21 protein-coding genes are annotated in these 25,154 nt (G+C 39.2%); 7 read left to right on the top strand and 14 right to left on the bottom strand.

The annotated features are described in order from the left end of the window. Nucleotides 1–147: 147 nt before the first annotated feature. The 3 genes from IYQ91_RS05490 (at nucleotide 148) to IYQ91_RS05480 (ending at nucleotide 2,580) form a co-directional block, all read left to right on the top strand. On the top strand, nucleotides 148–774 hold the full coding sequence (locus IYQ91_RS05490) for an alpha/beta fold hydrolase (protein WP_022525329.1): 627 nt from the start codon (nucleotides 148–150) through the stop codon (nucleotides 772–774). Between the two features lie 127 nt (nucleotides 775–901). Then, nucleotides 902–1,810, top strand: a complete 909-nt coding sequence (locus tag IYQ91_RS05485) for an ATP-binding cassette domain-containing protein (protein ID WP_126467707.1) — start codon at nucleotides 902–904, stop codon at nucleotides 1,808–1,810. 11 nt (nucleotides 1,811–1,821) lie between these two features. Continuing rightward, complete coding sequence (locus IYQ91_RS05480; protein ID WP_195673306.1) at nucleotides 1,822–2,580, top strand: ABC transporter permease; 759 nt, start codon at nucleotides 1,822–1,824, stop codon at nucleotides 2,578–2,580. A gap of 49 nt (nucleotides 2,581–2,629) precedes the next feature. Here IYQ91_RS05480 and IYQ91_RS05475 read toward each other — a convergent pair whose 3' ends face one another. The 11 genes from IYQ91_RS05475 to IYQ91_RS05425 form a co-directional block, all read right to left on the bottom strand. Next, nucleotides 2,630–3,496, bottom strand: coding sequence for a sensor histidine kinase (locus IYQ91_RS05475; protein ID WP_195673305.1), 867 nt, complete (start codon nucleotides 3,494–3,496; stop codon nucleotides 2,630–2,632). A gap of 2 nt (nucleotides 3,497–3,498) precedes the next feature. Continuing rightward, the gene (locus IYQ91_RS05470; protein ID WP_195673304.1) at nucleotides 3,499–4,176 is read right to left on the bottom strand and encodes a response regulator transcription factor; all 678 of its coding nucleotides are present in this window, start codon (nucleotides 4,174–4,176) and stop codon (nucleotides 3,499–3,501) included. Between the two features lie 199 nt (nucleotides 4,177–4,375). After that, nucleotides 4,376–5,815 (bottom strand): 6-phospho-beta-glucosidase, encoded by a 1,440-nt coding sequence (locus tag IYQ91_RS05465; protein WP_195673303.1) that lies wholly within the window; start codon nucleotides 5,813–5,815, stop codon nucleotides 4,376–4,378. Nucleotides 5,816–6,069: 254 nt separating this feature from the next. Beyond that, complete coding sequence (lctO, locus tag IYQ91_RS05460) at nucleotides 6,070–7,206, bottom strand: L-lactate oxidase (protein ID WP_195673302.1); 1,137 nt, start codon at nucleotides 7,204–7,206, stop codon at nucleotides 6,070–6,072. A gap of 257 nt (nucleotides 7,207–7,463) precedes the next feature. Beyond that, entirely contained in the window at nucleotides 7,464–9,269 is a 1,806-nt protein-coding gene (gene spxB, locus IYQ91_RS05455; RefSeq protein ID WP_195673301.1) for a pyruvate oxidase, read from the bottom strand. 256 nt (nucleotides 9,270–9,525) lie between these two features. After that, on the bottom strand, nucleotides 9,526–13,188 hold the full coding sequence (gene ldcB, locus IYQ91_RS05450) for an LD-carboxypeptidase LdcB/DacB (protein WP_195673300.1): 3,663 nt from the start codon (nucleotides 13,186–13,188) through the stop codon (nucleotides 9,526–9,528). Between the two features lie 34 nt (nucleotides 13,189–13,222). Further along, nucleotides 13,223–13,873 carry a DUF6287 domain-containing protein gene (locus tag IYQ91_RS05445; RefSeq protein WP_195673299.1) on the bottom strand — a complete coding sequence of 217 codons (651 nt, stop codon included), beginning with the start codon at nucleotides 13,871–13,873 and terminating at the stop codon, nucleotides 13,223–13,225. Between the two features lie 141 nt (nucleotides 13,874–14,014). Beyond that, a complete protein-coding gene (locus IYQ91_RS05440; protein ID WP_195673298.1) occupies nucleotides 14,015–14,554 on the bottom strand; it encodes an SH3 domain-containing protein in 540 nt (179 codons plus the stop codon). Between the two features lie 408 nt (nucleotides 14,555–14,962). Then, nucleotides 14,963–15,835, bottom strand: a complete 873-nt coding sequence (locus tag IYQ91_RS05435) for a helix-turn-helix domain-containing protein (RefSeq protein ID WP_195673297.1) — start codon at nucleotides 15,833–15,835, stop codon at nucleotides 14,963–14,965. A gap of 155 nt (nucleotides 15,836–15,990) precedes the next feature. Further along, nucleotides 15,991–16,617 carry an SGNH/GDSL hydrolase family protein gene (locus tag IYQ91_RS05430; RefSeq protein ID WP_195673296.1) on the bottom strand — a complete coding sequence of 209 codons (627 nt, stop codon included), beginning with the start codon at nucleotides 16,615–16,617 and terminating at the stop codon, nucleotides 15,991–15,993. Beyond that, nucleotides 16,599–17,447 carry a Cof-type HAD-IIB family hydrolase gene (locus IYQ91_RS05425; RefSeq protein WP_195673295.1) on the bottom strand — a complete coding sequence of 283 codons (849 nt, stop codon included), beginning with the start codon at nucleotides 17,445–17,447 and terminating at the stop codon, nucleotides 16,599–16,601. The genes IYQ91_RS05430 and IYQ91_RS05425 overlap by 19 nt, the downstream gene beginning before the upstream one ends. Nucleotides 17,448–17,802: 355 nt before the next feature. On the opposite strand from IYQ91_RS05425, the gene IYQ91_RS05420 reads away from it, so the two are divergent. Then, nucleotides 17,803–18,948 carry a cobalamin-independent methionine synthase II family protein gene (locus IYQ91_RS05420; protein ID WP_195673294.1) on the top strand — a complete coding sequence of 382 codons (1,146 nt, stop codon included), beginning with the start codon at nucleotides 17,803–17,805 and terminating at the stop codon, nucleotides 18,946–18,948. Nucleotides 18,949–19,451: 503 nt separating this feature from the next. Here the strand turns inward: IYQ91_RS05420 and IYQ91_RS05415 are convergent. Further along, nucleotides 19,452–19,838 (bottom strand): VOC family protein, encoded by a 387-nt coding sequence (locus IYQ91_RS05415; RefSeq protein WP_070836308.1) that lies wholly within the window; start codon nucleotides 19,836–19,838, stop codon nucleotides 19,452–19,454. Further along, complete coding sequence (locus IYQ91_RS05410) at nucleotides 19,828–21,267, bottom strand: glycoside hydrolase family 1 protein (protein WP_195673293.1); 1,440 nt, start codon at nucleotides 21,265–21,267, stop codon at nucleotides 19,828–19,830. Before IYQ91_RS05410 ends, IYQ91_RS05415 begins: the two co-directional genes overlap by 11 nt. 111 nt (nucleotides 21,268–21,378) lie before the next feature. Between IYQ91_RS05410 and IYQ91_RS05405 the strand changes: the two genes are divergently transcribed. The 3 genes from IYQ91_RS05405 (at nucleotide 21,379) to IYQ91_RS05395 (ending at nucleotide 23,737) form a co-directional block, all read left to right on the top strand. Continuing rightward, a complete protein-coding gene (locus IYQ91_RS05405) occupies nucleotides 21,379–22,248 on the top strand; it encodes an AraC family transcriptional regulator (RefSeq protein WP_195673292.1) in 870 nt (289 codons plus the stop codon). Between the two features lie 14 nt (nucleotides 22,249–22,262). Further along, entirely contained in the window at nucleotides 22,263–22,808 is a 546-nt protein-coding gene (locus tag IYQ91_RS05400) for an HXXEE domain-containing protein (protein ID WP_126467736.1), read from the top strand. A 92-nt stretch (nucleotides 22,809–22,900) separates the two neighbouring features. Next, nucleotides 22,901–23,737: a C39 family peptidase gene (locus tag IYQ91_RS05395; RefSeq protein ID WP_022526481.1), complete on the top strand. Its 837-nt coding sequence runs from the start codon at nucleotides 22,901–22,903 to the stop codon at nucleotides 23,735–23,737. Between the two features lie 95 nt (nucleotides 23,738–23,832). Here the strand turns inward: IYQ91_RS05395 and IYQ91_RS05390 are convergent, their stop codons facing one another. Continuing rightward, complete coding sequence (locus IYQ91_RS05390; RefSeq protein WP_195673291.1) at nucleotides 23,833–25,092, bottom strand: CapA family protein; 1,260 nt, start codon at nucleotides 25,090–25,092, stop codon at nucleotides 23,833–23,835. Nucleotides 25,093–25,154: the final 62 nt, after the last annotated feature.

Here is a 25,154-nt window from a genome sequence, read left to right as displayed (position 1 = left end):
AAGTAGGTCATCGTCTAATTCTATCGCAACACAAGCACCGTCTTTATGCTATAATGATATCAAGTAATCCAATTTATGATAGATTTTAATAGGTTTACTCTTACAATCGTTCCCATCTCTTTTGTTGAAAATAAAAAGGAGTTACTCATGAAAATCATTTTTTTACACGGTCTTGGACAGGATAAACACTCTTGGGATAAAGTCCGTGAACTTCTGCCACAATATGACACCGAGGCTTTAGACCTCTTTTACACAAATAACAACATCATTACAGTCTCTCAGCTAGAACAACACCTTTGTCAGGAACTTCAAGCCATTAACGAACCATTTGTTCTAGTTGGATTGTCTCTCGGTGGAACTCTTGCCTTAAAGGTGGGGCAACAATTCCCTCAGCTCCAAGCACTCGTTTTATCAGGAACTCAATATAAACTAAGCTCCAATCTACTCTATAAACTCCAGCTGCTTATCTTCTCTTGCCTACCAGACTCCCTATTCAAAAAAGAGGGGCTTCATAAAAAATCTTTTGTTGGCCTGTTAAAAGACTTGAAAAATTTAGATTTATCAAGTCAACTAAGTGCAATACAACTTCCCAGCCTCATCATCTGTGGCAGCAAAGATTGGCCTAACCTGCCTTCCTCTAAAAAATTAGCTGCAGCTTTACCACAAGCAGATTTTGTGACACTTTCAGGTGGAAATCATACACTTAACACAGACCATCCTCAAGAAATGGCCACTATGATTGAAAGATTTATCCTACAAAATTGTGAAATCTGAGGTTTTCTCAGATTTTTTAAATTTTAGAAATATTTGAGAATTGCTTGAGACTTATTTGACAAGCATTTTGTATACTAAATAGTGAAAAGAGGGAGAACTCTACGATAGAAAAAATGGAGGTCATGTTATGGAAACTGTTGTAAATGTGAAACACATCAGCAAGAGATTTGGACAACAACTCGCTTTGAATGATGTCAGTCTCACCGTAAAGCAAGGAGAAATTTACGGGCTAATTGGGAAAAATGGAGCTGGTAAGACAACGCTTATCAAAGTGATTACCCAGCTGATTCAGCCCAATAGCGGTACGGTCGCTCTCTTTGGCTCTTCTAATAACTCCGAATGGACGCACGCTCTCAAGCGAGTTGGTTCTGTCATTGAAGCACCCGCTGCTTACAATCACTTGACGGCCTATGAAAACTTAAACTATTGTTGCAAGATACGGCATATCCCAAATGCGGATAAGGTTATCCAAGAAACTCTCTCTTACGTGGGCTTGACCAATACTGGCAAGAAAAAATTCCGAGATTTTTCTCTTGGAATGAAACAGCGCTTGGGCATTGCCATTGCTCTTCTGTCAAAACCAGATTTGATGATTTTGGATGAACCGATTAACGGGCTTGACCCTGTCGGAATCAAAGAATTCCGCCAGTTGGTGCAACGCCTCAATGAAGAATTGAATATGACCTTCATCATTTCCAGTCATATTTTAAGTGAACTATACTTGGTCGCTACAAAATTCGGCATCATTGAAAATGGTCATCTCATCAAAGAAATTACGAAAGTAGAATTTGAAGAAGATAATGAAGATTATATCGTTTTGAAAACAAATAATCTTGCTGAAGCAAGCAAAATCCTCCACGATCAACTAGGCTACCGTCTCAAAGTCGTGAATGCGACAGATGAAATACACATCTTCACTCACTCGCACGAAATCAACAAGATTGTTCAAACGCTAGGGGCAGAGAATGTTACCATTAACGAAATTTACTATGCTCGCCAAGATTTAGAAAAATACTTTACAGATTTGGTAGAATAGGGAGGTTTATCATGTTCCACACAATTCAAGCAGACTTTTATCGTCTTTTTCGTTCAAAAGGTTTTTGGATTACAGAAATCCTTTTTATCATCACACTCTTATTAGGTGTGCTCTACGGTGTTGTGGGAAGTATCGGAGTTCATACAGATACAAAAGCTTTTGAAAAACTGGGCGACAACGGAGGCTGGACTGGCTTTGAGGCTATCACTAAAACCTCTGATAATCTTAGTAATACCATTATCTTTACTATTATCCTTGTTGTTTTATTGATTGGAATTGATCTCACCCAGAAATTATATAAAAATTCTATTACTAGTGGTATTTCACGGGCAGAATTCTATTTATCTAAATTCCTTGTTCTGGCAACTCTCATCGTACTTCAATTGATTCTAACCTATTCCTCATTTATTCCAGCTACGCTCATCAATGGTATGGGAACCGCACCCAAACATTTTCTTTCTAATTTTTTCATTACGATAGGGGTTCAATTTATTTGTACCCTAGCTTGGGTTAGCCTTGTTTCTTTCGTACTGTATGCTACCAACTCTATTATAGCTGCTATTTTCACTTATTTGATCGGTGTTTCCCTGCTAAGTCTGCCAACTGTCTTTTATCCAGATATTGACTGGTTGAAATACTTGAACATGCAATTCTATTTTGACATGGTTTCTAAACAGGATATGGTATTCAAAACCATAACCATCGCTCTTCTCATCACACTTCTTTTTACATTTAGTGGTATACAGGTATTTAAAAGAAAAGATTTATAACAAAAGAAAACAGCTAGTCAAAGATTAGCTGTTTTTCTGTATAAAATATTCACAAACGGACAAGCAATTCAAACCAATTTCCTTTAGCTTTCATGGTTAAATCACCGCCAAGAATATCTACTAGTTGTTGAGTGATATAAAGTCCTAAACCAGAAGATTCTTCCGTGTTAGAGAGGTTTTCAGAATAAAAGCGATTGGTCAATTTTTCCAAATGTTGAATGGGCTGACAGACAATGTTTTTTACACTTAAATGAATAGCCGCATCTTTTCGGATTAAAGATAGCTGGGCAGTTTCCTTTCCATGCTTGAGGACATTACTTAGCATATTTTGGACAATTCGCTCCAAAATTTCTGGGTCTGACTCTATCATTAAACTCTCCTGCAAATTCACTTGCAGTTCAATTCCTTGCTTTTGAAAGGCATCATAATAAGGAAGCATTTGCTTTGCAACCAGTTTGGAAATGTCTATTTGCCGAAATTGTGGTCGAACTGCACCTTCCATAAGACGGCGGTATTCCATGAGAGCTTCTAAACGATTGGAAACAACGGACAGATTGGTCGCAATTTTCAACAGCTGTTCATTTCCTTCTTTTCCCTTTATCAGCTGCTGAGTAAAACCGCTTGCTATCGTCAGAGGCGTGCGAATATCGTGAGCAATATTGCTAATGGCCATATCCAAAGTTTTCTTTTCCTGACGAGCGATAAAACGTGTCTGCTCTACTTCTTGAAAGAGCTTTTCAACTTCATCTGCCAACTCAATAATCGTTTGGCTGTGGTTTTGAGGTGCCAAACGAATTTCACTGCTTGTTTTGCGTTTTTCTCGAATCTGTGCCGCCAGATTTCTCACTGCAAAATGATAACGTAACAGCAAAATTCCAAGCAGACCGATGAACATAATTAGTATAAAATCAAGCATTCTCAGTCCTCCTTAAGCCGTACACCCAGTCCCCAAATCGTTTCGATATATTCTTCCGAATCATCCACTTGTGCCAATTTCTTACGGAGATTGCTGAGATGAGTATTGAGCGTATTGTCTCCTGGCAAATATGCCTCTTCCCAAATCAACTCAAACAGTTCTTCCTTTGTGTAAATCTTCTTAGGGTGACAAAGCAAGGTTTGAAATATCTGATACTCTTTCTTGCCTAAACGAACTCGTTTCTCGCCATTGACCACTTCAAATGTATCTGGTGAAAGACGGATATTTTTTATTCTTTGAATTTCCGTCGATTGCTCTTGTGAAAGGTGGTTGCGAAGCTGCACGGTCACACGTGCAAAAAGCTCGTCCAGATCGAATGGTTTGACAATATAGTCATTGGCACCATCTAGCAGATATTGACTAACCAGCGGTTTCTCACCCAAAGCTGTCAGCATGACCACTGGAATCTGACTGCTTTTGCGAATTTCTGCCAAGACCTGATCACCGTTTTTCCCTGGCAGCATAATGTCCAGCAATACCAAATCAATTGCTTCCTGCGCAAAAACAAGAAGTCCTTCCGTTCCAGAATAAGCCGAGAAAACCCTGTGCTCAGTTTCAAACAAATCTTTTAAAATGTCATGAATATCGTTGTTATCTTCGATGATTAAAATATTGGCCATATTACGTCCATTCCAACAAAATCTCTTATCCATAGTGTAACAAGGAAAAAGACGGAAGTCAACGGAAAGCAAAAAAGAGAGTGGGATGACGAAATCAAGTTTCTACGAAGCTACTGATTTCTGCCCCACTCTCACCGAATTCTTGAAATAAGAGAGCCGATTAAAATGATTTTAAATTTTGTCTCACGCCCCAATTGCTCTATTTCACACTTGCCCCATTAGTCGCAATGACTTCCTTATACCAGTCAAAGGATTTTTTCTTGGAGCGTTTGAGTGTGCCGTTTCCATCGTTGTCACGGTCTACATAGATGAAGCCATAGCGTTTTTTCATCTCACCGGTTCCAGCGGAAACGAGGTCAATACAGCCCCAAGTGGTGTATCCTAAAAGTTCTACACCGTCTACATTAATCGCATCGCGCATAGCCTTGATATGGGCTGCTAGATAGTCAATACGGTAGTCATCTTCGACATAGCCATTTTCATCTGGCGTATCAACTGCTCCCAGCCCGTTTTCCACGATAAACATCGGCTTTTGATAGCGATCCCAGATGACGTTAAGGGTAATTCGCAAGCCCAGCGGGTCAATCTGCCAGCCCCACTCAGAAGCTTCTAGGTAAGGATTCTTAAGCGAGGCAAAGATATTTCCGGCAGTTTTTTCATTGACCTTTGGATCACCAGAAGCCACACGGCTAGAATAATAAGAGAAGGAAATAAAATCCACCGTATAGGTCTTGAGCAAGTCTAGGTCTTCTTTTGTCATTTCAACCTCAATACCCAAACGCTCCCATTTCTTCTTGGCATAGTTTGGATATTCTCCTCTGGACTGGACATCGATGAAGAAATAGCTTTCCCGATCTTCCTGCAAAGCTGCCCAGTAATCTGCCGGATTGGCTGTATTTGGATAATACTGACCAGCTGCCAGCATGCAGCCAACCTTGTTTTCAGGGTCGATCTCGTGTGCCAACTTGGTCGCAATAGCTGACGCTACCAATTCATGATGAGCTGCTTGGTATTTGACCTGCTCTTCATTTTCCCCTTCTTCAAAGTAAAGTCCTGCTCCCATAAACGGTGCATGGAGAATCATATTGATTTCATTGAAAGTCAGCCAGTATTTGACTAGCCCCTTGTAGCGGGTAAAAAGAGTGCGGCAGAGACGCTCGTAAAATTCCAGCATTTTGCGGCTGCGCCAGCCTCCGTATTCCTCAATCAAGTGCATAGGACAGTCAAAGTGGGTGATGGTCACCAGAGGCTCGATGCCATACTTATGGCATTCCTTAAAGAGGTCTTCGTAAAATTTCAAGCCTGCTTCGTTGGGCTCCAGCTCATCTCCCTTTGGAAAAATCCGAGACCAGGCGATAGAGAGTCGATAAGTCTTAAAGCCCATTTCGCCAAAAAGCGCAATATCTTCTTTAAAATGGTGGTACATATCAATGGACTCTTTTGCCGGATAGAAATAGCCATCCTCAAAGTCAAACATCTTTTTCTTACCAGCAATAATCGGGAAACGATCCGCACCAATCGGCACCACATCGACATTTGCAAGACCTCTACCATCAGCATTATAGGCCCCTTCACATTGGTTGGCAGCGGTCGCTCCGCCCCATAAAAATCCATCTGGAAAAGTCAATTTTTCTGTCATTTTTTCCTCCTTATAATATAAAACGTTTTCTACACTTTATATTATAACAAACAAATAAGAAGTTTTCTTATAAAATACTGTCAAATAGTGATACTATTCTATTTTCCAAGTACATTAACGACTTTTGCTAACTTTTGTCATTTAGAACTGAACATTTTTATTAAAATCGGGTATCTGACTTCATTTCTCTATCGCTTAGCATAACAAAACTCCCTTTGAAACGCCAAAGAGAGTTGGATGATAATTTATCCATTTTAGTACAATTTCAAATCCCGTGGGTCTACTGGGAAAGTTGGATTATAAGGATTATGACGAAGTTTGAAGTGTTTTACTTCTTCAATCGTTTGGGTACCAGATAATTGCATCACTGTTTTTAATTCATCATTGATATGCTCAAAGACTTGGTGGACACCCACACTACCACCAAGAGCTAGACCATAAATCACAGGTCGTCCAATAGCCACTAAATCTGCCCCAGAAGCGAGCGCCTTAAAGACATGCTGACCACGACGGACACCTGAATCAAAGACAATTGGTACACGTTTATCAACTGTTTCAGCCACTTCTTGCAATGAATCGAAAGCTGCCGGGCCGCCGTCAATTTGCCGTCCACCGTGGTTGGTTACCCAAATACCAGAAGCACCGGCATCAAGCGAGCGCTCTACATCTTCACGGCATTGTGGACCTTTGACATAGACAGGGAGGTCTGAGTAAGATGCGATAAATTCCACATCACGAGGGGATAATTTTTGCTTAGCTGATTTGTAAACGAAGTCCATTGTCTTGCCTGCACCATCAGGAAGGTATTCTTCTACAATCGGCATGCCAACTGGAAAAACAAAGCCATTGCGTTTGTCCACTTCACGGTTGCCCCCAACAGTCGCATCCGCTGTCAAAACAATTGCTTTATATCCTTCTGCTTTAACCCGATCCATGATATGACGGTTAATGCCATCATCTTTACTAAAGTAGAACTGGAACCAATGTGGTGTTCCTTGAAGAGCTTGCGAAATTTCTGGAAGATCGATCGTTGAATAAGAGCTTGTGGTGTAGAGAGAACCAAATTCATGCACACCTTTTGCTGAAGCCACTTCTCCTTGTACATTCGCCAGCTTATGAGCCGCTACCGGAGCTAGAATAATTGGAGACGATAGTTTATCTCCGTCAAATTCAATCTCTGTACTTGGATTTTCCACATTTCGAAGCGTATGAGGCACAATTAACTTATGGTTAAAGGCACGAATATTTTCCCGCAGAGTAAAAGTATCTTCGGCTCCACTTGCGATATAGCCAAATGCAGCTTTGGGAATGACCTTCTGAGCCATGGGCTCTAAATCATAAGTGTTAATGAAATCAACTGGACCTTCAGCACTACTAGTTTGGTAAGACATAATGTTTCCTCCTGTCTAATGCATATCTGCAGAGAAAGGCAGATCGAACCCTTTAAAAGCAAGCGCTTTCATTCTCTCGAAACAAAAAATTCAATCAGTCTATCTAACAGATCAGAATAATAAGAATTTGTATAAAATTTATACCAATTTAATGAAGTGAAACAGCTTCTGCAATTTATAGTAGAGTTAGAGAGGGATGCCCTCCCGCTCTAACTACTATAAATAGTCGTAAAAATTAAGATAAGCTGTGGCTCACGTTATGGCTTGACACCATATTCTTTGAAATAAGCTGTAATAGGTCGCAGCTCTTGCCCATCATAAGCCGCAAAGAATTCTTCTGGACTCATTTGACCATGTGTTTCTTGATAACCAGCAGAAATTTTTTCTACAAAGTCACCATCAACAATATCCAATTCCAATTCTTCCACAGGGATACCACGTTTGTCTGTGATTTTAGCATCAATCAAAACAGGCTTTCCAGATTTTGAAACTTCAAGCGCGCGGTCAAATGCAGCTGGCAATTCCTCTAAAGTTTTAACTGTTATTCCCTCTACTCCCATTCCTTCTGCAACTTTCGCAAAATCTACTTCGTAGAGGTCTACGCCTGAAAAGTTCATGACCAGATCTTCCTGTTCAGACTTGATAAAGTTGAGTGAATTGTTAGAAGTGATAATATTGATAATTGGCAACTGGTATTTGACTTGGGTCGTCAGATCCTGCATCACCATTGAAAATGCACCGTCCCCAGCAATATTGAAAACTTGGCGATTTGGGAAAGCAAATTGACCTGCGATAGAAGCTGGTACACCATAACCCATGGTGGCAAAAAGAGCGGAGATGGTCCATTTCTTCTCTGGTGTAAAGTTTAAGAAGCGGAAGCTATTGATAATATTGTCCCCAACATCAATACCATAGACAGCATTGGCATCTGAAATGCGGTTGATTTCGCGATAAACTTGTTCAAACTCTAGTGGTCCGTCTGCTTTTTGCATTAAACGTTCCAGATAAGCTTTCCAATCTTTCATGGCTGCCACACTTGCTTGATAAAATGGTTGCGGAGCGACCGCTTCACTACGTACCAAGGCTTTTTTCAGAAAACTTCCAGAATCTGATAAAATCCCTAAATCCAAGTAGTGATGACGACCAAAATTAGCAGCATCAATATCAATAGAAACAAACTTAAAATCATGAGAACGATAAACTAAGTTGGCAAATGGGAAGTTTGTCCCAAGAGCAATCACCAGATCAGCTGCCGCAAAAGCTTCATCACCAACCTTAGAGGCGGCACGATTCAATGTTCCTAAGTTGGCTTCAAAGTCATCTGGAATTTTGCCCTTAGCCAGACCCGCTACAGCAATCGGAATTTGCAATTTTTGAGACAGTTCTATCAATAACTGCGCATTGTTCCCGATACCAGAACCTACATGAAAGATAGGACGCTTAGCTGCTTTTACTAGTTCAAGAAATTGATCCACTTCGGCATCCGTTGCTTGGGGCAGCGGTAAGTTTTTTTCTGCTGTATGAGAAGCATAATCTACATCTGGAATTTCTACATAACCAAAGTTATTTGGCATGATAACAACAGCTACACCATTATGTTTATAAGCCTCACGAATCGCTTTATCAACAACATAAGGGAGACTTTCTGGTGTCATAACCACTCGGTTGTAAACCGCAACATCACTAAACATCGGTAATTCAGAAAACTCTTGGAAATAATCATAATTCATGTTTGTGCTAGGCACTTGACCGACCAAAGCTAAAACCGGAGCATGATCTTCCCGCGCATCGTACAAGCCATTGAAAAGATTGACAGCGCCAGGACCAGCAGCCCCAAGAGTTACGCCTATTTTTCCAGTCAATTTAGCATGAGCTGCAGCTGCAAGAGCTCCAACTTGTTCGTGACGAACTTGAACAAAGTGAAGGTTTTCCTTTTCCAGATCCAGCGCATTCATAGTTGAATTGACAGAACCACCAGGGTAACCGTAAACATTTTCCACACCCCATGCTTCCAATACACGAAGCATAGCAACAGCAGCAGGCACTGTTTTCACATTAGACATAATAATCCTCCATCTCAGAGAATGGAATTGCAATTTCAAAATCTGTTTTTTAGTTACGGTAATATCATAATACTTTTTGAATTCGTTTACAAAAAATTTGCTCACAGATTTTCACAATCTCAGAAAATATCAAAAAGCTTATACACAACAGCATTTCCTTTTATGCTTTATCTAAGTTTGTGACATAATAAACAATGCTTTTCAAATATAAAAAAACACCTACGGATTCCCAACCGTAGATGTTGTAAAGTTTGAATTAAGCAACAGCAATATACCGTCTCTTTCCGCTAAAAGCAATGTAAGAAATCCATGTCGCACCATCTGCATTCAAAACCTTATCATAAGTGACCGATTGCCCGGCATCATAATAAGCCAATTCAGGAGCTGACATTCTAGCTTCTGCTTTGATAGAGGAGCGTTTTGTAAAACGATATACACCTTGAGCAGGGATAGAGGGTGTTTGGGGAGACGGAGTCGTTGGTTTTGACGGGGTTACTGATGAAGCGTAATCTCCACCTTCAAAGCCATAATATTCCTCTAAACTCAAACCAGAATGGTAAACTTCATCAGCTTCCTTACCGATGTAACGAATATGCCATGCTTCTGGCATGTATCCTGTCGAAGCTTCTTTCCCTGGTTGGTAACGGACTACAAAACCGTAGCGATGTGCATTGTTCTTCAACCAATTACTTGCAGCAGTATCCTCTAAAAGATTGCCCGCTTTATCCGTTAAATCAAAGACAAGACCTGTTTGGTGCTCACTATAACCCGGACGTGCAGAGTAACGATCCGCAGCAGCTTGACCATCTTTGTTCACATAATTTTGATACAGAACTTTTTGATAATCATAACTTCTAAATCCGCTGTAAGCATAACCAACATTATAGCCTTGAGCAATCATATCATTTCTTAATCGAAGAAAGGCAGCTTTTGCAGTTGGATTTTCACCAGGATTGTAGTTAGCAGCCATCGGATGCTTTTTGTTTGCCACTACAATTTCATCATATTTACCTTGGATAAAGTAGTAGGAGCCATTATATTGTACTTCTTTTGCACCTGTTTGAGGGCCTTCCACCTTAGTTGTCGTACCCGTCACACCTTGCAAACTACCGTCCGACTGAACATAGTACATGTGTATGTTATATTCACCACGATTATTTTTATGACGGCGGATATCTACACTCAACTTATAGGTGCCATCTGTTTGCTTAATCGCATCGTACCAGATCACATCATCTTGGCCACCTTGACTAGACCAAACAGGCAGCTTTACTGTCTTCACACCCTTGGTGGAGCTGACATTCGTCACCACCACATCGAAACCTTGGGAAGTCTTGTTTTCAATGTGAATCGTGCCAGTCACGCTGTATTTGGGTTCTTCCACCTTAGTCGTAGTACCCGTTACACCCTGCAAACTACCGTCCGACTGAACATAGTACATGTGAATGTTGTACTCGCCACGATTATTTTTATGACGACGAATGTCCACACTCAACTTATAGGTGCCGTCATTTTGCTTAGCAGCGTCGTACCAGATGATGTCATCTTGACCGCCTTGACTAGACCAAATAGGCAACTTCACTGTCTTCACACCCTTGGTCGAGCTGACATTCGTCACCACCACATCAAAACCTTGCGAAGTCTTGTTTTCAATGTGAATCGTGCCAGTCACCTGAACAGGCTTAGGAGTTTCTTCATTTGTTAAGGTTGCAATTGGGATATAGCGACGTGTACCACTGTAGCTAACATAACTAATCCATTGATGATGATCTGCGTCCAATACCTTATCATAGCGAATTCTTTCTCCTCTTGCAAAGGTAAATTCAGTCTTAGCCGTCATTGTGGGACTATTTTTGACTTCAACTTCCTTTTTAAAAGTATAAACTCCTTGAGACGGAATGGATTCTCTCGCAGAACTTGACTCAGCTACGGTTGTCTTAGTGCCGCTAACACCTCTTACTTTACCGTTTGATTCAATGTAGTAAAGGTGAATATTATAGGTGCCACGTTCACCCTTGTGCTTATCAATATTGACAGAAACTTTATAATTTCCATCACTTTGCTTAGCGGCATCATACCAAATAATATCATCTTGACCGCCCTTATCTGTCCAGATAGGAACTTTCACTCTAGAAATTCCATTGCTGTCTGACGCATTTGTAATCAGGACATCAAAGCCTTGAGATGTCTTATTTTGAATGTTAATGGTGCCAGTCACACTATATTTTGGCTCTTCCACCTTAGTCGTAGTACCCGTTACACCCTGCAAGCTGCCGTCTGACTGAACGTAATACATGTGCACATTATAGTCACCGTAGTTATTCTTATGACGACGAATGTCCACACTCAACTTATAGGTGCCATCTGTTTGCTTAACTGCATCGTACCAGATGATGTCATCTTGACCGCCTTGACTGGACCAAACAGGCAGCTTCACCGTTTTAACACCTTTGGTTGAACTAACATCTGTCACTACCACATCAAAACCTTGCGAAGTCTTATTTTCAATGTGAATCGTGCCGGTCACACTATATTTAGGTTCTTCCACCTTAGTCGTGGTACCCGTCACACCTTGCAAGCTGCCGTCTGACTGAACGTAATACATGTGCACATTATAGTCACCGTAGTTATTCTTATGACGACGAATGTCCACACTCAACTTATAGGTGCCATCTGTTTGCTTAACTGCATCGTACCAGATTACATCATCTTGACCGCCTTGACTAGACCAAATAGGCAACTTCACTGTCTTCACACCCTTGGTCGAGCTGACATTCGTTACCACCACATCGAAACCTTGGGAAGTCTTGTTTTCAATGTGAATCGTACCTGTCACTTGACTTTGAGCTGGTCTTTGAGGTGCTGGCTGAGCTAACTTTGTAACAGCTGCATAACGACGCATTCCACTATAAGAAATATAGCTAATCCATTGATAACCATCATTTTCCAACACTTTATCATAGTTAACGCTATCGCCTCTATTAAAAGTAAATTGTGTCGGAGCTGACCATTTGGCTTCATTCTTAACCTCTGCCGTTTCAGAGAAAGTATATCTTCCTCTAGAAGGGAGTGTTCCTGTTGAAGAAGGTGTTGGCTTTGCAGGTTGAACTGATTCTGTTACCAACTTATTAATAGCCGCATAACGACGGATACCGCTATAAGAGCGATAGCTAAGCCATTGGTAACCATCCGCAACCAAAACTCGGTCATAGTAAACGCGATCGCCTGCATTCACATAAAACTGCAATGCTGCACTCGCTTTCGGTTCATTTTTCACTTCCGTACGTTTCGTATAAGTGTAATAGCCCTGACTTGGTAAGGAAGGTACACTTTGCGCTACTTTGGATTCTGCAAGACGAGCTTGTTGTGCCGTTTGCGTTTTATCCATCAATTTCGCAACATCAATTTCTTCTTTCCTTGCTCCTTTTTCGACAGGACTCTTTTCCACTTTTGCAGTTGTTGAAGAATCAGCTGTGTCTGTTGTTGCATCAACAGATGAATTTGTTGTTTCGTCTTCTGTCTGTGTCGCTGCATCAACAGTCGTTGTTTGAGAAGGTGTCGTTTCTGTAACTACAGAAATAGCTTTATCTGCCGTTGTCGTCTTTTGAGTATTTTCAGAAGACGTTTTAGCAACACCCGTGTCTGCTGATGAGCTAGCTGGCGCAGTTGTTGTTACAGCAGTTTCTTTTTGAGTTGCTGCTGATTGAGAAGACACATCAATTGATTCAGTTGTGTTTTGAGTCTTATTTGCTGTGCCAACTTGAGCTGCTTCAGGTACTGTTCCAGTCGTGGCTTGTTCATCAGCTAACACGGTTTGACCGCCCATAAAGAGGACACATCCAATCAAAACAGAAGCTGCACCACACGAATATTTACGAATGGAAAAACGTTGTTCTTTGTGATCAAACATTTTTTTCATCACTTGTCCTACTTTCTAATTTATTTCTATCATCTTAATTTCTGTAGAAAGGATGTGTATTGGCATTTTCATCTTGCCCACTCAAAATCCGGTCTGTATTAGAAACCTGTCCCGTAACAGGATCAGCTACACCAGCAGGAACCACAATAAAAGCAGCACCACCTACTTGAGCGTCTTTAGGATAAATCGTTCCCCAAAATGTGTTCGCGACTATTTTTTCAGAAGTAAGACCATACTCTCTTTTCTCACCTGCAAAAGCAGCTTGACCATTAGAATTAATGGTAATACTTTTTCCCAAGTCATTACTCCAAGTTCCTGAAATTGTTGAAAAATCACCACTAGCAAGAGCGTTTACGTCAACTGTAGACTTTGCTTCTGCTGCAGGAGAAGTATTACTATCGGCGTTAGTTGCACTTGAAGAGGGTTGAGTAGTTGACGATTGAGCAGGTGACATCTGTTCACTAGCAGCAGATTGAGTACTGTCCCCTGCTTTTTTATTACTACTCGCGTTAGCAGTCATCTTTTTCTTAGCTTTAGATGATTTTGCTTTTTTAGAACTACTTTGTGCAGTCTTTACTGTCGAATGGTGATTCGAATCACTTTTTGTTTCATTTTTATGGCAAGCGCTCAGTAAAAGCAAAGAGCACAACATAGTTATACTTGCTACTTTATATGAATTTTTCATTGTATTTCCTTTCTTTTTCAGGAATCCTTAAATTCCAAAATCATTATACAACTTTGTTTTGTAAAAATTAACATATTTTATAAATGTTTGTAATTTATTTGTAATATTTCTCTTGTCCAAGAAAAAAGGTTAACAATATCTTTAATGTTTTACATCTGAATAGGCTATGTAGTAACGCTTAGACTCTGTTCCATTAGAAACTACAAAACTATACCAATTTTCACCGTTTTCAAAAACATACTGATCCCAATCAACATTTCCTTTAGGATAAGTATAGGCAACTTCGCTTGATTTATCTGGTGAAGCATAAACTGGCGTGTCTTGGTACAGTTCAAGAGTTCCAGAGGTCACTTGAGTACCTCCTCCTTGAGATTGAACAATTGAAGGAGTCGAAGATTGCTGACTACTTGCACTATTTTGGCTATTTGAATTACTAATCTCTGATGATTGAGCATTTGTAACCGAATTGTCTTGCTCTTTATCAGTTGTTTTATTATCATTAGTAGACGTTTTGTTATTTTGAGAAGCTTTTGTCTTTTTAGAGCTACTACTTTTTGTTGTTTTCGTTGTTTTTACTGAATGTCCATTTGTCCCACTTTTGACTTCGTTTTTATGACAAGCACCAAGTAAGAGCATAGAGCACAACATGGTTACACTTGCTAATTTATATGATTTTTTCATTGTATTTCCTTTCTTTTTCAGGAATCTTTAAATTCCAAAGTCATTATATAACTTTGTTTTGTAAAAATCAACATATTTTAGAAATATTTGTAATTTATTTGTAACAATTACCTTGTTCTCATATTCCTGATAGGAACAACAAAATTTTGATAACATTTTTCATGTTTTTAACAGAGTTAAATCTCCTTTCTAGGTACACATTATATCCCTTTGAATAAACTATTGCAATAGATTTTTATAAAAATAATTATTTTTTTTAAAATTATAACTATAATCATTTTATGTATTTGGGCATGTTTCCATAGTTTTAATGTAATTTTTTCAAAAATAAAACACAAATAAAATTATCTCCATCATAAACTGGACATAAATTTATTCGTGTTTCTCATATTATATCTTATTTTTAACTTATATTTTTTTAAAATTATCACGAAGATACTTTTCAAGTATTAAAGCCATTTTTTCATTACCGCTGAGTTTATATAATACTTGCGAAAATGTAAAATATTGCTTTACAATACTTTGGCTAGAAAAATCCTCGCTAATATTCGCTAATATACAGTATAAATCTGCTAATAAATAACTACAACTGTATTCATTACATTTTTCAATAACATCAAGCGTTTCTTCTATTCCCTTCTCAATCTGAAAACTTTTCCAAAGATATCGGCAAAAATTATATCTAATTTTAATATAAATTTTCAGTTCTATTGTATGAGTAAAATCAATATTTTGAAGTTTAGATATTATTGCTTGATAACATTTTTCAAATTCATCATTATTTTTTTCTTCTAAAAAGAAATCAAGCAAGGTATTAGAGATACGAAGGTACATTAACTCATCTTTATTTAATCGCACAAGCATTTGTTCTAATTTTATAATAGCCTCCTCTCTTTTATTATCACAATGAAATGAAACAATTGCTCCTATCCATTCAAGATAATTTTGATCTGATAGTGACAATCTATGCCATTTATCAATTTCTAAACTGTATAAATATTTTAATGAATCATACTCACGCTTTACTAGAAAAGATTCTACCAACTCTTTAAATTGTACCAACTTAGATGTCTCGCCAAGTACACTATCATCAAAAAAATAGTTCATTGGTACATTCATTTTTTTTGATAATGAATATAAAAGATCCGAACCAGGCATATACTTGCCCTTTTCCATTCTACTAATTTGACCTTGTTCACATACCCCTTCTGCTAATTCTTTTTGGGATAGCCCTAATTCCAATCGTTTACTTTTTAATCTTGTGGCTAATAATGTACTCATACTATTCCTTCAATATTTTATAAATTATGTTTCATTATATCATATGAGTTAAAGTATATAAAATTAAATTTTTATGACAATAATAATTTTTTTAATGTTATATCTATTGAAACGAGGCTGAAATTGCCAATCTATAGTTGACTCAAAGATTACAACTATTCTGCTATTCGCTCTGCCAGCATTTGATAGCCTGCGACCGTCAAATGCAGCCCGTCAGTGGTAAATGCTTCTTTTAATTGTCCTGTTTCGTCTAGTAGGTCGTCATAGACATTTACAAAAGTCACATTCATATAAGCAGAAGTCAACTCTTGATAGACATGGTTGAGACTTTGAATTTTTCGATTGCTTCTTAGATGAACGCGCTTTTTGTAAGTAGGGCTTTCATTGACTGGTAAAACAGACAGAAGGCAGATTTCTGCAAGAGGATAATTCCTAGCAATCGTTTGGATGATACTTTCCACATTTTTTACTGTTTCTTGCTGGGGGATTTCCTTGCCAATATCATTGGTACCGATAAGGAGAAAGACCTTATCAACTGCCTGCCCAAATAAAAGAGATCCTAAATGCTCTAGTAGCAAATCCGACCGATAACCTCGAATTCCACGGTTTATTAGTGTTTTTGACGTTTTAAATAACTCATGTAAGGGAAAATACTCTACGATAGAATCTCCCAGAAAAAGTACATCGGGGTCTTTGACGGATATACGATTCAAATCGTGGTACTTTTGTCTGATCTGCTCTTGCTCATTTAACAACCATTCTTCTAATAGTTGGACAGCCATTGACTCTCTCCTTTGCTCAAATAGTTCTCTAATACTGTCAGGACGCCCGCCTCTGTATTTGCTGGTGCAAGGTGATTGGCAACTGCCTTGGTTTTAGGATCCGCATTCTCCATAGCATAGGAAACCCCAGCTAATTGCAGCATTTCAATGTCATTTTCACTATCTCCAAAGGCCATGATTTCCTGCTCTTGAATTTCCCATTTTTGCATCAATTGCTCTAACCCCCAAGCTTTATGGATCCCTTTTTGCAAAATGTCAATCGCTCCATAGCCGCTTGTGACCGCATTTAATGTGTCTGCAAAATCCTGATTGAGCTGTCGAGTAGCCTGAACTGCTACTTGCTCGTTTACCACCATACTCATTTTCAGAACTTGCGGAAAATCGTCTGGACGTAATGTTTCGACAAAGTTTATCTTTCGGTAAAATTCTTGCGCCATTTCTGCTGTCATGACTTTTTCAATCATAGGGAAAATCGTTCCCGTTTTGACAAAAGCGCCATTTTCAGCTGTGACAACGAGGTGCACATCACGTTCTCTCCCTTCAAAGTAAGACAAGACCTGTTCCACCAAGTCTGGAGACCAACATGTACCCAGCAGTACCTCGTTTTTATCAAAAATCCGCGCTCCATTTGCAGCAATCAAGGTCACGCGCTCCAACAAATCACCAAATAACAAGTGCATTCGGTGAATTTCATTGCCCGTTGCCACCACAAATCGAATCTCCCGCTTGTCCAGCTCATCCAATATATTTTTCAACCGGTCGCGATCGAATTCTCCTTTTTCATCTAAGAGCGTGCCATCCATATCAGTCACAATCATCTTAATTGGCATGTTATCACCTCTAACAATCATTCATTTCAAATTCAAATCCCAACGTTCATTTATTTCATGATGTAAAACTATCCTTTTGCTATTTCTGTAATTTTGCTTAGATAATACAGGACAGGATTGGCTACATTTACATCCTATTTCAAAAGGATTATAGCACATTTAAAAAATAGTAAACAAACCTTTTTCTTCTATTTTACCAAAAAGAGGGGTGAAGAGGAAACAATTGTATTCAAGCAAGGATTGGTCTTTTCGGATATAGTTTTAAGCTATATCCCTTCCTCTAAATTAACTATTTTTCAAAAGTGCTTAGCTTGTGTACAATAAAAAGTAAGAAATTTAGAAAGAGACTTTTGACATGACACAATCAAAATTTCAACTTGTTGGCTCTCTTCTTCGCCCAGCCAACCTCCTTGCCTACAAAAATAAAATCGAACATCGTGATGATATTCACTATCCATTTTACGACAATTTTCCCGGCTATCTTGAAACAGAGACAGCAGCGATAAAAAAAGTGATTGCTGATGAGAAGGCAAACGGTATTGATATTCTAACAGACGGAGAATACTCAAAATCAATGTGGCATTTAGACTTTGTTTGGGGTCTTAAAGGTATTGAACGCTATATTGCAGATCATGGTTACACTTTCCAAGACCATGATGGCGGACAGTATGAGACTCGCAAAGACATTGGTATCTGTATCACTGAGCCTCTTTCAGGGAAGAATCATCATTTCTTAGACATTTACAAATTGCTCAAGGAAGAAGCTGGTGATACACAAACCAAATTAACCATTTGGGGACCTGCTCATGCTTACACAGAACTGGCTATCTTTGATGGGCTGGCTGGCGATGATCAAGTTTACAAAACAAATGAAGAATTAAAGGTCGGTCTCATCAAGGCTTACAAAGAATTCTTGGCGGAATATAAAGAAGCTGGCGGTGAAATTATCCAGTTTGACGACTGCCTTTGGGAACTTTTTGACGAATCAAATCCTGCTTCATTTTTTGCCGATGGCAATGCTGCGCTGGCTGATTTAGCTGATGAATTCATTGCAATCAATAACGAAGTGGCTGATTATGGACATCAATTAGGACTGAAAGTTTGGACACACAACTGCCGTGGAAATTATGAAAGCCGGTCTGCTTCAGGCGGAACTTATGAAGCCATTGCGGAAAAATTCTTGCGTGATCAACACTATGACCGCTTCTTCTTAGAATGGGACAGTGACGTCTCAGGTGATTTGAAGGCTCTTGCTTCTCTTAAAGATAAAGATGCTGAGGTTGTTCTTGGACTCCTTTCCAGTAAGACAACTGATCTTGATGATGAAGAACGTGTTCTCAAGTTATTAGAACAAGCCAGCACCATTTTGCCTAAGGAACGTTTGCTGCTGTCACATCAATGCGGTTTTGCCTCTTGTGATTCTGGCAATGAGTTGGCTATCCCGCAGCAATGGGCTAAAATCAAACAAGGCCAAGAAATCGCTAAGAAATTTTGGGGTTAAGTTGTACGCGACGACAGCTCTTGTGACTATTTAGTGATCCCTTATAAAACGCGAGACAAACTTCTTTTTGAGGTTTGTCTTTTTTGACCTTTGGCAATAAATACGACTGAAAAGGAGGAAAATCAAAGCGATTTCTCTATTTGGAAAATTTTTAAGGCAAAAATAACAGAGAACTGCACTTGCATATTTTCTTTCTAATAATGTCTATGTTACAACTTTCAGTTCATCTGTTTAACATGAAAAAAGAGGCTGAGCAAAAAGTATCTCAGCCTCATGCATTTTATCGTTTAGCTTGCAAGACGCAGTGGTTGGTTGGATAACCTTATCCCTTGTTATACCGGCGATAGTGGCTATCCTAACCAACTTGTGCGGAGGTGGGAGTAAAACAGTCCAGTAGGCTGTTTTAGGTCAGCAACTAGAAATTAGGACTTGCTGAAAAATCACATTCTTCAAATGATTGATGTCTGTCCCACTCTCTATTTATAAGGAGCAAATTTATCAAATTATACTGTCAATTCAATCTGATTGCCTTCTAAACCCAGAATGCAGCTTTCATAGTAACCATCACCTGTCAGACGCGGTCCGCTTAAAAGCTGATAGCCGTCTGCTTGAAGCCTCGCTGTCAATTCATCTACCTTTTCTCTGCTTCCTAGACTAAAAGCCAAATGATGATAGCCCAAAAAGAGAAGTTCTTGGTTGTTCTCTGCTAAACCTTCCTTTCGGGTCATGATTTCCAATCTTGCTCCTTCGTCAAAGCTAAGGAAATAAGACTGAAAACCTGTTTTCTGATTATGGTAGAGCTGATTACTTTTCACTTCAAAATAGGTTTCAAAGAAGCGTTTAGCCCCTTCTAAATCTCGAACATAAAGAGCTGCATGTTCAATCTTCATAGAGTTTTTCTCCGTTCGTTGCAATAACTTCTTTATACCAATCAAATGATTTCTTCTTGTAGCGAGCCAAAGTCCCTGTTCCATCGTCGTTTCGGTCAACATAGATAAATCCGTAACGCTTGCTCATTTGAGCTGTTGAAGCAGACACGAGGTCAATACAGCCCCAAGTGGTATAGCCCCAGAGTTCAACACCATCTTCAATGGCTTCACCAACCTGTTGCAAATGTTGTTGAAGATAATCAATACGATAATCATCTTCAACAGTTGGACCATTAGGACCATCTACCAAGACATCTTTAGCCCCGAGACCATTTTCTACGATAAAGAGTGGCAACTGGTAGCGGTCATAGAAAGCATTGAGAACTAGACGCAGACCAATTGGGTCAACTTGCCACCCCCATTCTGAAGCAGTTAGATAAGGGTTTTGCAGACCACCTAGAACATTTCCACGACCAGAAGAATAACTTTCTGGATCATGAGCTTGAACCACACTCATATAATAAGAGAAGGAGATGAAGTCCACGGTATGTTCTGCCATCAATTTCTTATCACCCGGCGCAAATTGAATCTCAATTCCATTTTCCTTGAAGAAACGGTTCATATATGCTGGGTATTTTCCACGCGCATGAATATCTGAAAAGAGATAGTTTTGATTTTCAAACTCACGGGCAGCCAGTATGTCCTCTGGTTTTGGCGTCATCGGATAAGCTGGCATGGCTAGTACCATACAACCAATCTTAAAGTCTGGATTGATTTCATGCCCAATCTTCGTTGCAAGAGCTGATGCCACTAGTTCGTGATGGACTGCTTGATAAAGGTCTTGCTTGGACAATTCTTCTACTGGTGTTGCAATTCCTCCACTCATAAACGGTGCGTGAAGAACGGAGTTGATTTCATTAAAGGTCAACCAATATTTCACCTTGTCTTTGTAGCGAGTAAAGACAGTGCGTACATAGCGCTCATAAAAACCAATCAAATCACGATTTGCCCAACCATTGTACTTGCGTGCCAAGTGTAGCGGTGTTTCATAGTGCGACAAAGTCACTAAAGGTTCAATGCCATATTTTGCCAATTCATCAAAGAGATCATCATAAAACTTTAGACCTGCTTCATTTGGCTCCGTTTCATCACCATTTGGGAAAATCCGTGACCATGCAATGGAAGTACGATAGACCTTGAAGCCCATTTCTGCAAAAAGGGCAATGTCTTCTTTGTAACGATGATAAAAGTCAATCCCTTCTAATTTAAGATTGTCTAGTGTTGGCTCATCTGTAATCAAAGGATTGAGATCACCTGCTTTAGCTGGCATGCCGCCTTTTGGTGTCACATCTTGAACTGAAAGACCTTTCCCGTCCACATTGTAAGCTCCTTCGTATTGATTGGCAGCTGTTGCACCGCCCCAAAGAAAATCTGCTGGAAATTTACTCATGACTTTTACCTCTTTTATTTTTTACTTAATTATATTATAATCTTAGACAAGAGTATTTTCTAACACAATTCTCTTATAAATTGATATTATTCTACGAAAGAAGCAACACTTATGGATCTGGGAACATTACACAAAGATATCGTTTACAAAAATCAAGGCACTCCTTATTCTCTCACACGAACCATTACAAAAAACGGTCAGCCGGACATTCTCTTTCATTGGCATACGGATGTTGAACTGGTTTATGTTCATGAGGGAACTGCGCAGTTTCACATTGATTATGATTACTTTAATAGTGAAGCAGGTGATATTATCCTGATTCGTCCCAACGCTCTTCACTCCATTCACCCGATTGAAAATCAACGCCACTATATGGATGCGATTAACTTTCATTTGGACTTAATGGGCTATTCTGCTATGGATCAAGCTAGTATTGAATATTTGCAGCCGCTTTATAATGGTCAGCTGGATTTTGTTCGTGTCATCAAGCCCAATCAGCCAGCCTATGCAGACATTCGGCAGTGTCTACTTGATGCCATGAAAACAGGCTATTATCATACAGAGTATTTTGAATTTCAGCTCAAAGCCCAGCTCAACCAACTCTTTTTTCTCTTATTTGAAAATGGCTATGTGATTTCAAAAGAGCAATCCTTAGAAGGCTATCGCAAGGAAGAAAAAATCCGTACCATCATTGACTATATCGGTAGTCATTATCAAGAGGAACTCACGATTGATCAGCTTGCTCAAATTTGTGGTTACAGCGATACCCATTTCATGAATTTCTTTAAGAAACATCTTGGGGTATCTTGCATGGAATACGTGATTCAATTTCGCTTGCGAAAAGCGGCTGAACTCTTGCAACACTCTACCTTGCCCATCCTAGAAATTGCTACACAGTCTGGCTTTAACAATCTCTCTAACTTCAATCGTCAGTTTAAAAAGTATTACCAACTAACTCCTAGTCAATATCGTAAAAAATAACAAGGAGGGATTCCATGAAAGATATTATCTGGTTATTTCCACTGCTTTTCATTTTTCATGATTTAGAAGAAATCATTGGTTTCATGCCGTGGATAGAGCAAAATGAAAAACTACTGGAGAAAAAAGCTGCCTTCATTTTAAATACCCACAAAAGCTTATCCACAGAAGGTTTCACACTAGCTGTAGTAGAGGAATTTGTCGTGGTATCCCTCATTTCTTTCTTTGCTCTTTTTTACCACACCCGCCTACTTTATCTCATCTGGCTAGGAGGATTTGTGGCTTTTGCTCTTCATCTGGTGGTTCATATCCTGCAAGCTATCTGGCTTAGGCGCTATATCCCAGCTCTTGCGACCTCTATCCTATGCTTACCAGTTAGCAGTATTATCATTTGGAAAACCACCACTTTACTTCATATCAACACAATTGAACTTCTTGTTTTCAGTCTCATTGGCGTTCTCATCATTATCAGCAATCTCTTTTTTGCACTCTGGTTAGGTAAACAGTTTTCCAAGTGGGTAAATAAGATTTTTTACAACCCAGAAAAGATTGAAAAACTGTAACATAAATGGTACACCAAAAATGTAAACGGATTCATGGAATTAAAGTTAAAAATGCAGCATGATGATTTTGAGGAATAAGAGGAGATAAAATTATGAAAAAAGACATACATTCGTCAATCGTTTTCTTATTAGTTTTCATTCTTATCACTGCATGTACTCACGGAAAAACAGCACCAGCGAAGTCATTAGATACTGTTAAAATCAAGCAAACGCAAAGCTCTCATTTTTCTACTTCTCAACAAAGTGCTTCTAGTTCAAGTCAGACAAGTTCTTCTCAAACCGCAACTCCTGAAGAAAGCAATGCTTCAACTGCAAATGAAAAGGTCCCCTCTGAATCTATAGATAACACAGACAAAGACAGTCATGCAGGAGGAAAAAAAGTTCAACTAAACATCTCTACAATTGTCCAACGACGGTGGAATTACTGTGCTCCAGCCACAGTATCCATGATACTTGCAAGTAGAGGTCTTCAGGTTGACCAAGCCCAGTTAGCCAACGAAATGGGAACAGATGAAACTTTTGGAACTCATAATAGCAATGCCATAAAAGTTTTAAATCGCCATTTGTTTGGCTACGATGTACCGTCAGGAAATCAAGCAGGTTATCGTTTAGCAACTGTAGCGAATCCTAATTCTGATTCAGAAGATATGAAACGATTCAAAAAGCGTCTAATTCAAAATATCAATGACGGCTATCCAATGTATTATACTATTGATAATTCAAAAATGTATCCAGGTAGAAGTGGAGAGCATAATGTTATTGGTGTAGGATATGGCTTGACAGCAGATGGTTCAGATGTTGCCTATATATATTACATAGATCCTTCTTATATGGTTCAAGATCCTGTTTATGCTGGGTTGAAAATTGTTAGTCCAGAAGAATTGCTACATGCAATGGTAAGTTGTACTGAGCCAAATTATGCATGGTAAAACTCTTCTATCCTATTACTGAATTATATCGAAAGCAAAAAGCCAGAAATTCTTCATGCAAGAATCTCTGGTCTTTTTTCTCTAAAGAAATAAACTCATTCGTCCCATTTCAAATTTACATGCTCATTCATTTCCTGATAAGCTGTGTCAATTCGTTCTTTGGTGGCTTGGTCTAATTGATTACGGTATTTTCCACCTTCAATGAAATCTTCTAAAATATAGGTCTGGTAGGTGTAGAGAGGATAGCCTTCCGGTGAATACGTCCCTTTCGCCACACGACTCACCCAACTCGGATGTGCCTGTACCTCCTTGATAATCGTCCCTTTCTTTGATTTTTCAACCGTCACGTCCATGAGCACGCCGCGTTCTGTCCATTTCTTATTTTCCACACCGTCCATTGTCTCGATTCGCTGATTGGAGATAAAATTTCCCATAGAATAGATAATGAATTTCTTTTGTCCATTTTGTGTGACGACCTCTGATGGTTCAACGACATGCGGATGTCCGCCGAAAATAATATCTGCTCCCCACTCAATCATCTTATGATAAAGAGTTTTTTGCTCCTGTGTCGGTTCCAATTGATATTCAACCCCCATCTGAGGCATGACAACGGTTATATCAGCTTCTTTTTCGGCTTGCTTAATTTCTTTTTTCATCTTTTCTTCATTTAAATCCGACAAATGATGATTGTAGTCTGCCTGAGAGATATTTTCCTCTAAGCCATTAAATCCATAGGAATAAGCCAAGAGCGCAATTTTAATCCCATTTACTTTTTTAATGACAAGTGACGATTTATCCCGATTTTCATGAGTGTAAACCCCAATTGGTGTAATTCCGTGCTGCTCAAATGCTTTTGCCGTTGAAAAAACACCTTCCAATTGAGAATCCAAAATGTGGTTGTGTGCCAAATCCACAACTTGATAACCAGCATCTTTGATAGCTGACACCACCGACTCTGGCGCATTGAACAGTGGGTAACCCGCCAAAGGATAATTTGGTCGGATAGTCCCTTCGAAGTCTCCTAATACCAAGTCCGCCTTTTTCAACCAAGGCTTGACATATTGATAATTCTCTGTGAAATCATACGTCCCGTCTGACTGTAAAACACTCATATATAGAAGGTCATGATACAGCAAATCCCCATTTGCCATGATACGAGCCGTCTGTACACCGTTTAGGGAAGAGGACGTTTTTTTCTTTTGTACAATACTTGTTTTTGTCGGCTTTGTCTTAACGCTATCGTTTATTTTCTCAGCTAATAAAATCCCACTTGCTACTAAAAACACTACGCAAAGCAAGCCTAAAATAAACTGCCAATTAGTTGCTGACTGTATTTTTCGTTCTGATCTTTTCATGTTCCATTCTCCTCTATCTACATTGTAGCACAAAGAAGCAAACATGACGCAGGAAATGATAA

This window comes from Streptococcus sp. HF-2466, from assembly GCF_015594645.1.
GTDB lineage: Bacteria > Bacillota > Bacilli > Lactobacillales > Streptococcaceae > Streptococcus > Streptococcus anginosus.
This window is presented reverse-complemented; position numbering and strand designations above follow the sequence as displayed.